The sequence below is a fragment of the Pseudoduganella sp. jia 9 genome (genome assembly GCF_055502615.1).
The window spans coordinates 61,592-76,213 of record NZ_JBUPWE010000009.1 but is presented as its reverse complement, the minus strand read 5'-3'; the positions used below and the strand labels follow the sequence as shown (position 1 = coordinate 76,213).

11 protein-coding genes are annotated in these 14,622 nt (G+C 66.0%); 7 read left to right on the top strand and 4 right to left on the bottom strand.

The window, feature by feature from the left end:
• The first annotated feature begins 36 nt into the window (after positions 1-36).
• Together ACY34H_RS12825 and ACY34H_RS12820 are read left to right on the top strand one after the other, a co-directional pair.
• Positions 37-2,100 carry an NAD(+) synthase gene (locus ACY34H_RS12825; protein WP_464977883.1) on the top strand — a complete coding sequence of 688 codons (2,064 nt, stop codon included), beginning with the start codon at positions 37-39 and terminating at the stop codon, positions 2,098-2,100.
• Positions 2,101-2,161: 61 nt separating this feature from the next.
• Complete coding sequence (locus ACY34H_RS12820; RefSeq protein WP_131146791.1) at positions 2,162-2,500, top strand: P-II family nitrogen regulator; 339 nt, start codon at positions 2,162-2,164, stop codon at positions 2,498-2,500.
• A 93-nt stretch (positions 2,501-2,593) separates the two neighbouring features.
• Here ACY34H_RS12820 and ACY34H_RS12815 read toward each other — a convergent pair whose 3' ends face one another.
• From ACY34H_RS12815 to trxB, 3 genes are all read right to left on the bottom strand, one after another.
• Positions 2,594-3,220, bottom strand: coding sequence for a trimeric intracellular cation channel family protein (locus tag ACY34H_RS12815; RefSeq protein WP_464977882.1), 627 nt, complete (start codon positions 3,218-3,220; stop codon positions 2,594-2,596).
• Between the two features lie 127 nt (positions 3,221-3,347).
• Positions 3,348-4,055 carry a Smr/MutS family protein gene (locus tag ACY34H_RS12810; RefSeq protein WP_464977881.1) on the bottom strand — a complete coding sequence of 236 codons (708 nt, stop codon included), beginning with the start codon at positions 4,053-4,055 and terminating at the stop codon, positions 3,348-3,350.
• An 18-nt stretch (positions 4,056-4,073) separates the two neighbouring features.
• Positions 4,074-5,024 (bottom strand): thioredoxin-disulfide reductase, encoded by a 951-nt coding sequence (gene trxB, locus ACY34H_RS12805; protein ID WP_464977880.1) that lies wholly within the window; start codon positions 5,022-5,024, stop codon positions 4,074-4,076.
• A 281-nt stretch (positions 5,025-5,305) separates the two neighbouring features.
• On the opposite strand from trxB, the gene ACY34H_RS12800 reads away from it, so the two are divergent.
• Genes ACY34H_RS12800 through ACY34H_RS12780 form a run of 5 tightly spaced genes read left to right on the top strand, consistent with a single transcriptional unit; the run spans position 5,306 to position 10,780 of the window.
• Positions 5,306-7,714 carry a DNA translocase FtsK gene (locus tag ACY34H_RS12800; RefSeq protein WP_464977879.1) on the top strand — a complete coding sequence of 803 codons (2,409 nt, stop codon included), beginning with the start codon at positions 5,306-5,308 and terminating at the stop codon, positions 7,712-7,714.
• A 5-nt stretch (positions 7,715-7,719) separates the two neighbouring features.
• Entirely contained in the window at positions 7,720-8,349 is a 630-nt protein-coding gene (gene lolA, locus ACY34H_RS12795) for an outer membrane lipoprotein chaperone LolA (protein ID WP_464977878.1), read from the top strand.
• Between the two features lie 11 nt (positions 8,350-8,360).
• A complete protein-coding gene (locus ACY34H_RS12790; RefSeq protein ID WP_464977877.1) occupies positions 8,361-9,668 on the top strand; it encodes a replication-associated recombination protein A in 1,308 nt (435 codons plus the stop codon).
• Between the two features lie 16 nt (positions 9,669-9,684).
• Positions 9,685-10,506, top strand: coding sequence for an alpha/beta fold hydrolase (locus ACY34H_RS12785; protein WP_464977876.1), 822 nt, complete (start codon positions 9,685-9,687; stop codon positions 10,504-10,506).
• Positions 10,484-10,780 carry a YciI-like protein gene (locus ACY34H_RS12780; RefSeq protein WP_137316981.1) on the top strand — a complete coding sequence of 99 codons (297 nt, stop codon included), beginning with the start codon at positions 10,484-10,486 and terminating at the stop codon, positions 10,778-10,780. The genes ACY34H_RS12785 and ACY34H_RS12780 overlap by 23 nt, the downstream gene beginning before the upstream one ends.
• A 41-nt stretch (positions 10,781-10,821) precedes the next feature.
• Here ACY34H_RS12780 and ACY34H_RS12775 read toward each other — a convergent pair whose 3' ends face one another.
• Positions 10,822-14,586 (bottom strand): ATP-binding protein, encoded by a 3,765-nt coding sequence (locus tag ACY34H_RS12775; protein WP_464977875.1) that lies wholly within the window; start codon positions 14,584-14,586, stop codon positions 10,822-10,824.
• Positions 14,587-14,622 lie beyond the last annotated feature (36 nt).

Genomic DNA, 14,622 nt, shown 5'->3' with positions numbered 1-14,622 from the left:
TTAAAATCTTCGACATTCGACGCGAAGAACAGTCCCATGCCGCAATCCTTCCACAATCTGTACTCCCATGATTTCGTCCGCGTCGCGGTGGCCGTGCCGCGCTGCCGCGTGGCCGATCCGCTCTACAACGCCCAGCAGACGATCGCGCTGGCCGAGCAGGTCGCCGCGAAGGGCGCCGTGCTGGCGGCGTTCCCCGAGCTGGGCCTGTCGGCCTACACCTGCGACGACCTGTTCCACCAGCGCGCGCTGCTCGATGCGGTGCAGGCCGGGCTGGGCAAGGTCGTCGAGGCATCGATCCGGATTCCCGTGGCGATGATCGTCGGCATGCCGCTGCGCGTCGACCACCGGCTGTTCAACTGCGCGGTGGTGGTGCAGGGCGGCCGCATCCTCGGCGTGGTGCCGAAGATCTACCTGCCCAACTACAACGAGTTCTACGAGGTACGCCAGTTCAGCTCCGCCGACGATGCGGTGGCCACCGAGATCGAACTGCTGGGCCAGCGCGTGCCGTTCGGCGCCGACCTGCTGTTCCAGGCCGCCAACCTGCCGCTGCTGCGCTTCCATACAGAGATCTGCGAGGACGTGTGGGTGCCGATTCCGCCGTCGTCGTATGCGGCGCTGGCCGGCGCCACGGTGCTGGTGAACCTGTCGGCCTCGAACATCGTCGTCGGCAAATCCGATTACCGGCACCAGCTGGTGGGGCAGCAGTCGGCGCGCTGCATGGCCGCCTACCTGTATTCGTCGGCAGGGCGGGGCGAGTCGTCCACCGACCTGTCGTGGGACGGCCAGGCGCTGATCTATGAAAACGGCGAGATGCTGGCCGAGGCCGAGCGCTTCCAGGACGATTCGCACGTGATCTTCGCCGACGTCGACCTGGAGCGGCTGTCGCGCGACCGCATGCGCACCAACACCTGGGGCGACTCGGTGCGGCGCCATGCGCAGCAGGTGGAAGCCTTCCGCGTGGTGAAGTTCGCGCTCGAACTGCCGGTGCAGGACACGCTGCCGCTGCAGCGCACCGTGGCCCGTTTCCCCTACGTGCCCGCCAACCCGGCCGTGCGCGACAAGCGCTGCATGGAGGTCTACAGCATCCAGGTGCAGGCGCTGGTGCAGCGGATGGGGGCCATCGGCATGAAGAAGATGGTGATCGGCATTTCGGGCGGGCTCGATTCGACCCACGCGCTGCTGGTGTGCGCGAAGGCGATGGACCGGCTGAACCTGCCGCGCACGAATATCCTGGCCTATACGATGCCCGGCTTCGCGACCAGCACGCGCACGCTGGAGCAGGCGCGCAAGCTGATGGAGTTCGTCGGCTGCACGGCCCACGAGATCGATATCCGCCCCAGCTGCATCCAGATGCTGAAGGATATCGGCCACCCGTATTCCGAAGGCGCCGAGCAGTACGACGTGACGTTCGAGAACGTGCAGGCGGGCGAGCGCACCAGCCACCTGTTCCGGCTGGCGAACCACCACAACGGCATCGTGATCGGCACCGGCGACCTGTCCGAGCTGGCGCTGGGCTGGTGCACGTATGGCGTGGGCGATCACATGTCGCACTACAACGTGAACGCCAGCGTGCCGAAGACGCTGATCTCGCACCTGGTGCGCTGGGTGGCGGAGAGCCGCCAGTTCGGCGAAGCCGACTCGCAGGTGCTGCTGGACGTGGTGAACACCGAAATCAGCCCCGAACTCGTGCCGGGCAAGGCCAATGCGCATGGTGAACTGATTGCGCCGGCGCAGAGCACGCAAAGCGTGATCGGCCCCTACGAGCTGCAGGACTTCAACCTGTACTACATGCTGCGCTTCGGCTTCGCGCCGGCCAAGGTGGCGTTCCTGGCGCTGCACGCGTGGAAGGACCGTTCGAGCGGCCCGTGGCCTGAAGACGCGCATGTCGTACGCAACCAGTACGCGCTGAAGGACATCAAGCACAACCTGGGCATCTTCCTGCGCCGCTTCTTCCAGAGCCAGTTCAAGCGCACCTGCGTGCCGAACGCGCCGAAGGTGGGCTCGGGCGGTTCGCTGTCGCCGCGCGGCGACTGGCGCGCGCCGAGCGATGCCGAATCGGTGGTGTGGCTGGAGAACCTGAAGACCGTACCGGACGCCTGACGCCGGCAGCAAAGATCCCGGGCCCGAGGCCTGACCCAACAATTTCTATAAGGAGAATGCCATGAAACAGATTACCGCCATTATCAAGCCCTTCAAGCTCGACGAGGTGCGCGAGGCGCTGGCCGAAGTGAACGTGACCGGCCTGACCGTCACCGAAGTCAAGGGCTTCGGCCGCCAGAAGGGCCATACCGAGCTGTATCGGGGCGCCGAATACGTGGTCGACTTCCTGCCGAAGGTGAAGGTGGAAGTGGTGGTCGACGACGGCGTGGCGGAGCAGGTGGTGGATGCCGTCATCAAGGCCGCCCGCACCGGCAAGATCGGCGACGGCAAGATCTTCGTGCAGAACGTGGAGCAGGTGGTGCGGATCCGTACCGGCGAGACCGGGCCTGACGCGGTTTGATCAGGTAGATGCACCTGGCGCCAGGCACCTTTTCGAGCCCGCTCGGCAAGGTGTCCGGCACCGGCCTGGACCGCCGTGCCGCACCGCCGGCCTTTACGGCCGTCCCACCCGCAAGTCGAACTTCCACGTCACCAGCCGCAACACCGTGATCGTCGCCGCCGACGACCACAAGGCCACATCCTCGCTTGCTTCCACCTGCCGCAGCAGGATGTACAGCCAGCAGCCGAAGAATGCGCAGATCGCGTACGGCTTGCCATCCCTGAACACCATCGGCACTTCGTTGCAGACAATGTCGCGCAGCACGCCGCCGAAGATCCCGGTGATCACGCCCATCATCGCCGCGATGAAGACCGGCATTTCCGCCGCCAGCGCCTGCGACACGCCGGCCACCGCGAACAGGCCCAGGCCCATCGCATCGGCCACCACGATCAGCCGCTCGGAAACGATGTGCCGCAGGTGCTTCATGAACGGCGCCACCGCGAGCGCCAGCACGAACAGCAGGATCGTGTATTCCTGGTGCTGCACCCAGAACAGGGGGCGTTTGTCGAGCAGGATGTCGCGCAGCGTACCGCCGCCGAACGCGGCAATGAAGGCCACGATGATGACCCCCACGATATCCATCCGCTTGCGCCGCGCCTCCACGAACCCCGAAAACGCCCCGACCAGGATCGCGATCACTTCGATGACGGTGACAAGAGAGACGTGGGGAACGATTTTCATGCGAGCAGCGAAAGTAACGATGCCCACAGGCTAACAGAAACATTGCCAAAAAAATGGGGACGGACCCTGTTTTCCAGGAAATTTCCTGGAAAACAGGGTCCGTCCCTAATTTTTGAGTCCTATATTTTTAGCGTTCGGGTCGCAGGGCTGCCCGCAACAGTACGATCAGCGCGCCTTCGCCACCTTCGGCGGCATGCGCCTGGCAGAAGGCGATCACGCCGTCGGTCTGCACCAGCCAGCTGTGCACCATCGATTTCAGCACCGGTTCGCCGCCGCGCGAGCCGAAGCCGCGGCCGTGGATCACGCACACGCAGCGCTGGTTGCGCTGGACCGCCTTGTGCAGGAAGGCCGCGAGGGTTTCGCGGGCGTCGTCGCGGCGCAGGCCGTGCAGGTCGAGTTCATCCTGCACCGGCCAGTAGTTCTTGCGCAGCCGCTTCATGACGTCGCTGCCCACGCCGGGGGCGAGGTAGTTCAGCGACGGTTCTTCTTCCATGTAATGCTCGACCCCGAACAGGTCGGACAGCGATTCGCGCAGCACCGCCGCGTCGTCATCCTTTTGTTCGGCCGCCGTCAGCTTGCGCCTGGGGGCAGGGGGCGGCGTGATGACCGGTTTCGGCATCTGCGGCACGTAGCGGTTCGATTCGGGCAGCTTGTTGACGCCCTTCATCGTGGTGCGGAAGATGCTCGCCTCGGCCACGCGCTGCTTCTCGCGCTCGATCCGTTCTGCCTCGGCCCTGGTGCGTTCGGCTTCTTCCCTCGCGCGCTCCTCGCCCTTGCCCTTCAGCTGCTGGCCGAGGGCTTTCAGGGCCGCGAAATCCTTCAGGCTGCCTGCCATGCGCATTTCTCCATATCGTTACTCCTGTGCTTCCAGGAAGCGCTGCGCATCCAGCGCGGCCATGCAACCGGTGCCGGCGCTGGTGATCGCCTGGCGGTAGACGTGGTCCTGCACGTCGCCGGCCGCGAACACGCCGGGGATCGACGTGGCCGTCGCCATGCCTTCGGTGCCGGCACGCGTCTTCAGGTAGCCGTTGTGCATGTCCAGCTGGCCTTCGAAGATGCCGGTGTTCGGCTTGTGGCCGATCGCCACGAACAGGCCGTGCACGGTGACCTTCGACTGTTCGCCATCGTTCGAGCGCAGGGTCAGGCCGGTGACGCCGCTGTCGTCGCCCGTCACTTCGTGCAGGTTGTTGTTCAGCTTCAGCTCGATCTTGCCTTCGGCAACCTTGGCCATCAGGCGATCGACCAGGATCGGCTCGGCGCGGAACTTGTCGCGGCGGTGGATCAGCGTGACCTTGGTGGCGATATTGGACAGGTAGAGCGCTTCTTCGACGGCCGTGTTGCCGCCGCCGATCACGGCCACTTCCTGGCCGCGGTAGAAGAAGCCGTCGCAGGTGGCGCAGGCGGACACGCCGCGGCCCATGAAGGCTTCTTCCGACGGCAGGCCGAGGTACTGGGCGGAGGCGCCGGTGGCGATGATCAGCGCGTCGGCCGTGTATTCGCCGGCATCGCCGATCAGGCGGAACGGTTTTTCATCCAGCTTCGCGGTGTGGATATGGTCGAACACGATCTCGGTATTGAAGCGCTCGGCGTGCTGCAGCAGGCGCTGCATCAGTTCCGGGCCCTGCACACCCAGCGGATCGCCGGGCCAGTTTTCCACGTCCGTCGTCGTCATCAGCTGGCCGCCCTGTTCGACGCCGGTGATCAGCATCGGCTTCAGGTTCGCGCGGGCCGCATACACCGCGGCGCTGTAGCCGGCGGGGCCGGAGCCAAGGATCAGGACGCGGGCGTGTTTGGTAGTGGTCATGGAAGCTTCTCTGCGAAATTGGGAGATATATAAGCCGAAACACCAGCCGAAAATAAGGGTCTAAGCCCTATATGGAGGCCTTGCCGAAGCGCACAAGTGGTTCGGTCAAGTCGTTCGGTCAACAAAACGCAAATTATATGCGAACCCCTGCTTTCTTGAATCGGAAGGCCGGAAGAGGCCGGGATGCCTTAAAATAAGCGCAATAGAAACAATTCCCCTGGCGCAACTTCTGACTTGACCGTCCTGCGCCCACTCACCGCACCGCATTGATCAAAGCAGCAATGAGCAAAACCACGCAACAGACGAGCAATTCCTATCGGCGCACGGCAACCGAACGGCAACCGTTGCCGAGCCGGCTGGTGCGCCTGCTGTCCGAGGCGCGCTGGCTGGCGCTGGCGTTCGCCTGCCTGTATTTCGTGCTGATCCTGGCCAGCTACCACGAGGGCGATCCGGGCTGGTCGCATGCCAGCCTGGTGTCCGACGTGAAAAACCTGGGCGGCCGCGGCGGCGCCTGGCTGTCCGACCTGATGCTGTACATCTTCGGTTTCTCGGCCTGGTGGTTCTGCTTCTACCTGGTCCGCTACACATGGCTCGGCTACCGACGGCTGACGAACAAGTTCGTGCTGGAGCAGGAAGAAGACGAAGAGCATAGCCACGAAGGCATCATCCGCCTGATCGGCTTCGTGCTGCTGCTGACCGGCAGCATGGGCCTGGAATACCTGCGCATGTATTCGCTGCCGGTCGACCTGCCGCGCGCGCCCGGTGGCGTGCTGGGCCAGCTGATCGGCCATGCCGCCCACGTGGGGCTGGGCTTCACGGGCGCCACGCTGATCCTGCTGCTGCTGCTGGGCATGGGCATCTCGCTGTTCTTCCATGTTTCATGGCTGACCGTGGCCGAGCGCATCGGCGCGGGCATCGAGACGGCAATCGAATGGGTCGTGCTGCGCTATGAAGACCGGCAGGATCGCCGCCAGGGCGCGGCGGCCACCGTGAAGCGCGAGGAAGTGGTCGTCAAGGAACGCGAGAAGCACGTCGAGAAGCATCCGGAAATCCTGCCGCTGAAGGTCGAGCCGCAGATGGTGGTGGTGCCGAAGGCCGAGCCGGTGGAAAAGCCCGAGCGGGCGCCGAAGGAGAAGCAGCAGACGCTGTTCCCGGAAACCGAGCTGCCGAAGGAGCGGCCGGTGCTGTTCCAGAACATCGACAACACCGACCTGCCGCCGCTGGCGCTGCTGGACGAACCGCCGCCCGTACAGGAAACGGTGTCGATCGAAACGCTGGAATTCACCAGCCGGCTGATCGAGAAAAAACTGTCGGACTTCGGCGTGGAAGCGAAGGTCGTTGCCGCCTATCCGGGCCCGGTCGTCACCCGCTACGAAATCGAACCGGCCACCGGCGTGAAGGGCAGCCAGATCGTCAACCTGGCGCGCGACCTGGCGCGCTCGCTGTCGCTGACGTCGATCCGCGTGGTGGAAACCATCCCCGGCAAGAACTACATGGCGCTCGAACTGCCGAACATGAAGCGGCAGATCGTGCGCCTGACCGAGATCCTCGGCTCGAAGGTCTACAACGACAGCGCGTCGGCCCTGACGGTCGCGCTGGGCAAGGACATCGCCGGCAAGCCGGTGGTGGCCGACCTGGCGAAGATGCCGCACCTGCTGGTGGCCGGTACCACCGGCTCGGGTAAATCGGTGGGTATCAACGCCACCATCCTGTCGCTGCTGTACAAGTCCGATCCGCACGATGTGCGGATGATCCTGATCGACCCGAAGATGCTTGAGATGTCGGTCTACGAAGGCATCCCGCACCTGCTGGCACCGGTGGTCACGGACATGCGCCAGGCCGGCCATGCGCTGAACTGGGCCGTCAACGAGATGGAACGGCGCTACAAGCTGATGTCGAAGCTCGGCGTGCGCAACCTGGCCGGCTACAACGCCAAGATCGCCGAAGCGGCCAGGAAGGAACAGCACATCCCGAATCCGTTCTCGCTGACGCCGGACTCGCCGGAGCCGCTTGAAAAACTGCCGACCATCGTCATCATCATCGACGAGCTGGCCGACCTGATGATGGTGGTCGGCAAGAAGGTCGAAGAGCTGATCGCCCGTATCGCGCAGAAGGCGCGCGCGGCCGGCCTGCACCTGATCCTGGCCACCCAGCGCCCGTCCGTGGACGTGATCACGGGCCTGATCAAGGCGAACATCCCGACCCGGATCGCGTTCCAGGTATCGTCGAAGATCGACTCGCGCACCATTCTCGACCAGATGGGCGCCGAAACGCTGCTGGGCATGGGCGACATGCTGTACATGCCGCCCGGTACCGGCCTGCCGGTGCGCGTGCACGGCGCCTTCGTCTCCGACGAGGAAGTGCACCGCGTGGTGGCGCACCTGAAGGAACAGGGCGAACCGAACTACGTGGAAGGCATCCTCGAAGGCGGCACGCTGGAAGGCGAGGGCGGTGGCGAAGGCGCGGTGGCGGGCGAGGGCGGCGGCGAGGCCGACCCGATGTACGACCAGGCCGTGCAGGTGGTGCTGAAGAACCGCCGCGCCTCGATCTCGCTGGTGCAGCGCCACCTGCGCATCGGCTACAACCGCGCGGCGCGCCTGCTGGAACAGATGGAACAGAGCGGCGTGGTCTCGGCCATGCAATCGAACGGCAACCGGGATATCCTCGTGCCGGCGGCTTCCGCAGAATAGGAAAAATGATGATGAAACGATTGATGATGGCCGCCGCGCTTGCGGTGTCGTTTGCCGGTGCCGCGCACGCCGCCGCGCTGGACCAGTTCAAGTCGTTCGTGGGCTCGACCAAGTCGGCCCGCGGCGAATTCACGCAGACGCTGACGAAGAACGTCGACGGCGCGAAGAAGACGTCGGCGCCGTCCACCGGCACCTTCGTGTTCGCCCGCCCCGGCAAATTCATCTGGACCTACCAGAAGCCGTACGAGCAGGTACTGCAGGCCGATGGCGAGCAGCTGTTCATCTACGACAAGGACCTGAACCAGGTCACGGTCAAGAAGCTGGGCGATGCGCTGGGCTCGTCGCCGGCGGCGATCCTGTTCGGCTCCAACGACCTGGAAAAGAATTTCACGCTGTCCGAAGGCGGCACGCGCGGCGGCCTGGAGTGGCTGAAGGCCGTGCCGAAAGCAAAGGACACCAGTTTCGAGCTGATCTCGATCGGCCTGAAGAACGGCCAGCCGGAGGCGATGGAGCTGACGGATAATTTCGGCCAGGTCTCCACGCTGGCGTTCCGCAGGTTCGAGAAGAACCCGTCGCTGGGCAACACGGCATTCAGGTTCGACGTGCCGAAGGGCGCCGACGTCGTCAAGCAATAAACGATAAGCACATGGCCGATCTCTTTTCCGCCGAGCCCCGCCAGCCGCTGGCCGAGGCGCTGCGCCCGAAAACGCTGGACGAGGTGATCGGCCAGCAGCACCTGCTGGGCGAAGGCAAGCCGTTGCGCCTGGCGTTCCAGGCCGGCAAGCCGCATTCGATGATCCTGTGGGGCCCGCCCGGCGTGGGCAAGACCACGCTGGCGCGGCTGACCGCCAACGCCTTCGATTCGGCCTTCATCGCGCTTTCCGCCGTTTTCGCCGGCGTGAAGGACATTCGCGCGGCGATGGAACAGGCGCAGCAGAACCTGGACCAGTTCGGCCGCAACACCATCCTGTTCGTCGACGAGATCCACCGTTTCAACAAGGCCCAGCAGGATGCGCTGCTGCCCTTCGTCGAGTCGGGCCTGGTGACGTTCATCGGCGCCACCACGGAAAACCCCAGCTTCGAAGTCAACTCGGCATTGCTGTCGCGCGCCCAGGTGTACGTGCTGAAATCGCTGACCGACGCGGAGATGCGGCAGCTGCTGGAAAAGGCCCGCGCGTCCGCCTTGCCGGGCCTGACGTTCGACGACGTGGCCGTCGACACGCTGGTCGGCTTCGCCGACGGCGATGCGCGCCGCTTCCTGAACCTGCTCGAACAGGCCGACACCGCGGCCCGCTCGGCGCGCATCACGCACATCGACGCGAAGTTCGTCGAGAACGCGATGACGCTGAACGCACGCCGCTTCGACAAGGGTGGCGACAATTTCTACGACCAGATCTCGGCGCTGCACAAGTCCGTGCGCGGCTCGCATCCCGACGCGGCGCTGTACTGGTTCTGCCGCATGATCGACGGCGGCGCCGACCCGCGCTACCTGGCGCGCCGCATCATCCGCATGGCATGGGAAGACATCGGCCTGGCCGACCCGCGCGCGCTGACGATCGTCAACGACGCCGCCGAAACGTATGAGCGGCTGGGCTCACCCGAGGGCGAGCTGGCGCTGGGGCAGGCCGTCGTCTACCTCGCCATCGCCGCCAAGAGCAATGCGGGCTACAACGCCTTCAACGCCGCCATGGCGTTCGTCAAGAAGGACAAGTCGCGCGAGGTGCCCGTCCACCTGCGCAACGCGCCGACCAAGCTGATGAAGGAGCTGGGCTACGGGCACGAGTACCGCTATGCCCATGACGAACCGAATGCCTATGCGGCCGGCGAGACCTACCTGCCGGACGGGATGCCGGAGCCGCGCTGGTACCGGCCGGTGCCGCGCGGGGTGGAGAGCAAGATTGCCGAGAAGCTGGCGTGGTTGCGGGAGCTGGATCGGCAGGCGGGAGAAGACTAACGAACTCGGAGGGCACGTGGCGGCGACACTCATCGGCAATACCCAGGTCTTCATCGACGGCTCCGGCCCCGACACCATCCTGATGCTGCACGGCTGGCCCGACACGGCCGCCATGTGGGAACCGCAAGTGGCGGCCCTTTCCCCATACTTCCGTTGCGTGCGCTTCACCTGGCCGGGCTTCGAAACCGGCGCGCCCCGCAGGGAGCATTCGCTGGATGAGCTGATCGCGCTGTGCGAGCAGGTCGTCCGCGACGCCAGCCCGGAGAAACCTGTCACGCTGCTCGTGCACGACTGGGGCTGCGTGTTCGGCTACCAGTTCGCCCAGCGCCACCCGGACCTTGTCGCGCGCGTGATCGGCGTGGACATCGGCGACGGCGGCTCGAAGGCGCACCTGGACGAGATCGGCCTGAAGGGCAAGCTCGGCATCGTGTCCTACCAGCTCTGGCTGGCGGCGGCATGGAAGATCGGCGGCGGCATCGGGGAATCGATGACGCGCTCGTTTGCAAGGAAGGCGCGCGTGCCGGTGGCCCCCGAGGCGCTCACGCCTGAAAAGAACTATCCGTATTACGCGACGTGGACCGGCAAATACAAGCGGATGAAACCATTCCGCCCCCTGTGCCCGATGCTGTTCATCTACGGCACGCGCAAGCCCTTCATGTTCCATTCGTCCGCATGGGCTGCCGAGCTGAAAGGCAAACCCGGCAGCAAGGTGGTGGCGATGGACACCGATCACTGGCCGATGCTGCGCCAACCCGAATCCTTCAACCGGATCGTGCTCGACTGGCTCGGCGCATCCACCGCTACGGAAAGTACCAATGCACTACCTGCTAACCTATGAGCTTGCCGACGACTACCTGCAACGCCGCGGCGAGTTCCGCGACGAGCACCTGAAACTGGCCTGGGATGCCGTCGAACGGGGCGAGTTGCTGCTGGCCGGCGCGGCCGGAGAGCCGATCGACGTTGCCCAGCTCGTCTTCACCATCGATGCGCCGGCCATTGCCGAAGCGTTTGCCGTGGCCGATCCGTACGTGAAGCATGGCCTGGTCAGGCGCTGGACGGTGCGCAAATGGCACACCGTCGTGGGCGAACTGGCCAGCACGCCGGTACGCTGAGCAGGCGGGACCCGTTGCCGGGAAGGGAGCCTGGCGAACTCCTAAGCAGCGCGGATGGTCTCCAGCACCTCTGCCAGGCGCTGGAAATCCACCGGCTTGACCAGGTGGTGGTCGAAGCCGGCGTCGAGCGCCGCGAGCCGGTCCTGTTCCTTGCCGTAGCCCGTCACCGCGATCAGCACCGTGCTGGCGGTTTCCGGTTGCTGCCTTAAACGGACGGCCAGTTCGTTGCCGTCCATGCCCGGCAAGCCGATGTCGAGCAGGCACACATCGGGACGCAGCGTGCGGCTGCGGTCCAGGGCCCGCCGCGAATCGTGGTCAGCGCTGACGCGGTAGCCCGATGCCTCGAGCAGCATCGCAAGCATCTCTGCCGCATCCTCGTTATCGTCCACTATCATGACCGTGAGGTGCTTGGCGGCGGGCGGCATGGCCTGGATCTGCTCGCGTTCCTGGCGGTCGCGGCGCTCGGTGGCGCGCGGCAGGCAGACGGTGAACGTGCTGCCCCGGCCAGGCCCGTTGCTGGCGCCTTCCACGGTGCCGCCATGCAGCTCGACGAGGCTGCGCACCAGTGCCAGGCCCAGTCCCAGGCCGCCCTGTGCCCGGTCGGGCGTGCGCTCCGCCTGGGCAAACAGTTCGAAGACGCGGGGCAGCAGTTCCGGCGCGATGCCGATGCCGTTGTCTGCCACCTCCACCAGCACACGTCCATCGTCGACGATCGTGCGCAATGCGATGCGCCCGCCCGGCGGGGTGTACTTGGCGGCGTTGTTCAGCAGGTTGGTGAGGATCTGCACGAGGCGCTTCGCGTCGCCCATCACGCACGCCGGCGCGGGATCCAGGTCGATGGTCAGGTGGTGCCGCTGCGTCTCGATCAGCGGACGCACCTGTTCGACGGCATTCGCCACGACGGTTTTCACATCCTGCAGGCTGGTTTCCAGCGTGACGAGCCCGCGGGTGACGCGCGACACGTCGAGCAGGTCGTCGATCAGTCCCGTCATGTGCCGGACCTGGCGCGAAATCACATGGCTGGTCTGCTTCAGCCTGGCCTCGTCCAGGCGCGCCTGGCCGATCAGCGCGGCGGCGGCACTGATCGGCGCCAGCGGGTTGCGCAGCTCGTGCGCCAGCATGGCCAGGAACTCGTCCTTGCGGCCGCTTTCGGCGCGAAGCTCCGCTTCCGCGGCTTTGCGCGGCGTGACATCGAGTACCACCGCCAGTACGCTGGCGACCCTGCCGGTTTCATCCCGGATCGGCGTGACCGCCTTGGTCACCCAGATGATGCTGCCATCCGGGCGCAGATAACGGTTTTCCAGCTCGAACGGTGCGCCGCTCGCCATGCGCCGTTCGTTCTCGGCGCGGTCTTCAGGATCGATCAAGCGGTCGAAGCGGGTGCCCAGCAGCTCCTCTCGCGGTCGGCCGACGATGTCGCAATAGCGGTCGTTGACGCGTAGCAGCCTGCCGTCGGCATCCGCCTCCGCCACGCCGGCCGCCGTCTGTTCGTAGAGCGAAGTGACGTGCGCCTCGCTGTGGCGCAGCGCCATGCGGCCGCGCTCCGCTTCGATCTGCACGAGCAGGTCCTGTTCGCGCCGCGCGGCATCGCGCCGCTGCCGGCCGAGTGCCACCGCGCCATCGACGCGGGCGCGCAACTCGCGCGCGCTGAACGGCTTGACCATATAGTCGTCCGCACCTGCCGCCAGCCCTTCGGCGCGCGCTTCCACGCCGGCTCGCGCCGACAGGAGAACCATGACGACGCCCGCCGTGGCCGGATCCCCGCGCAGTGCGGACAGCAGTTCGAAACCATCCATGTCCGGCATCATCACGTCGCTCAGGACCAGGTCCGGCAACGGGCCACCACGGACCGCGGCCAGGGCTGCGGCGCCGTTGCTCACCGCGTGGACCTGGTAGCCGCCGTCGCCCAGCACGCGGGCGACGTACTCGCGCATGTCGGCGTTGTCGTCCGCCAGCACGACGCGAGGCTTGTCCGGCCCGGCATCGGCGCTGCCGCCATCCCCGGTCCCCGATTCGCCGGGCAGCCAGCGCAGCGCTTCCTCGACATAGGTGCTCGCCAGCTTCGACAGCGGGGCATCGGCCGGCGGCGCGGCCGGATCCGCCTCGCCGGCTACCTGCCCGGGCGGCAGGTGGCTGCGCCCGTAGGGGATGCGCACCGTCAACGTGGTGCCGTGGCCTTGCCGGCTGGTCACGTCGATGGTGCCGCCATGCAGCAGCACGAGTTCGCGGACCAGGGCCAGCCCGATGCCCGAACCCTCCACCGAGCGCCCGTGCTGGCCTTCCACGCGGTGGAAGCGGTCGAAGATGCGCGGCACGTCGCCCGGCGGGATGCCCACGCCGGTATCGGCCACGGTCAGCTCCAGGCCATTGTCGAGTTCACGCTGCGTGACCTGGATGCCGCCATGCAGCGTGAACTTGAAGGCGTTCGACAGCAGGTTCAGCACGATCTTTTCCCACATGTCGCGGTCGAGCCAGACCGGTTCCCGCAGCGGCGCGCAGGCCACGTCGAACGCCAGGCCCGCCTGCATGCAGGCGGAGCGGAAGTTGGAGGCCAGTTCCGCCGTCAGCGCCGCCGCATCGGTGGGCACGAAATGGCTGGCCGCGCGGCCGGCCTCGGTGCGGGAAAAGTCGAGCAGTGCGTTGACGAGCTTGAGCAGCCGCAGCGCATTGCGGTGGGCCAGCACCAGGCCTTCGCGCCGGTCGTCCAGGTTTCCCGTGCCGGCCAGCGCATCCTCGAGAGGACCCAGCATCAGCGTCAGCGGCGTGCGGAACTCATGGCTGACATTGGAGAAGAACACGGTCTTCGCCCGGTCGATCGCCGCCAGCATTTCGGCGCGCTTGCGCTCCTCCTCGTAGATCGTTACGCGCGTCAGCGCCGCGGCAAAGGCGGCGCCCACCAGGTCGAAGAAGCCGCGATACACATCGTCCAGCGGCAGGCGGCTGCTGGCGCCGGCCATCATGATGGCAACCGGCGCATCCGTGCCATGCCGGCGAATCGGCACGGCGAACGCCACGTCGGGAGCCTCCTCGTACGGTCCGCAGCGCTGCGCGCCGACCCGGTCGCGCAGCCGCGGTACCTGGATCGCCGTCATGGCGTGCATCAGTTCCGCGACGGGCCAGCCGCAAGGCTGGGCGATCGACAGCACTGGCGGCGCAAAGGTGGCGCCGCCATCGATGCCGTGATGGCCGTGCAGGCGATACTGCGGGGCCGGCTGGTCCATGGTCGCCGGATCGGGTTCGTACAGCAGCATGAACGGCACGTCGAACTCGAAGCCGGCGAGCGTATCGACGGTCAGCCGGAAGACCTCGTCCGTGGTGGTGGCCTGCGCCAGGCGCGCGGTCAGGTCGCGTACGGCGCGCGTACGGCGTTCGCCCACCATGGTGGCCGTGGTTTCCGTGACCGGATGAAACAAGCCGCCGATGCCGCCGGTCTCGTCGCGGATCGGGCTCAGCGAGAAAGTAAAGAAGGTCTCTTCAAGGTAGCCGTTCCGGAACAGGAACATACGCACGTTTTCCAGGAACGACGTTTCGCCGTTGCGGGCCCGCTCGAACGGCTCGCCGATGGCGGGCCAGGCCGATGCCCAGCATTCCCTGTAATCCATGCCCAGCGAGGCCGGATGCTTCTCGCCGCACACGATGCGGTAGCCGTCGTTGTAGATCTGCACATTGTGCGGGCCCCAGATGATATTGATGGGGAAGCTCGATGCCAGGCACAGGCTCACGGTCGTGCGCAGGCTCTGCGGCCAGCCTTCGATCGGACCCAGCGGCGAATTGGTCCAGTCCAGCGAACGGATCAGTATTGCCATGTCGCTGCCGCCGTCGAGAAAGCTGGCGTCCCCGCC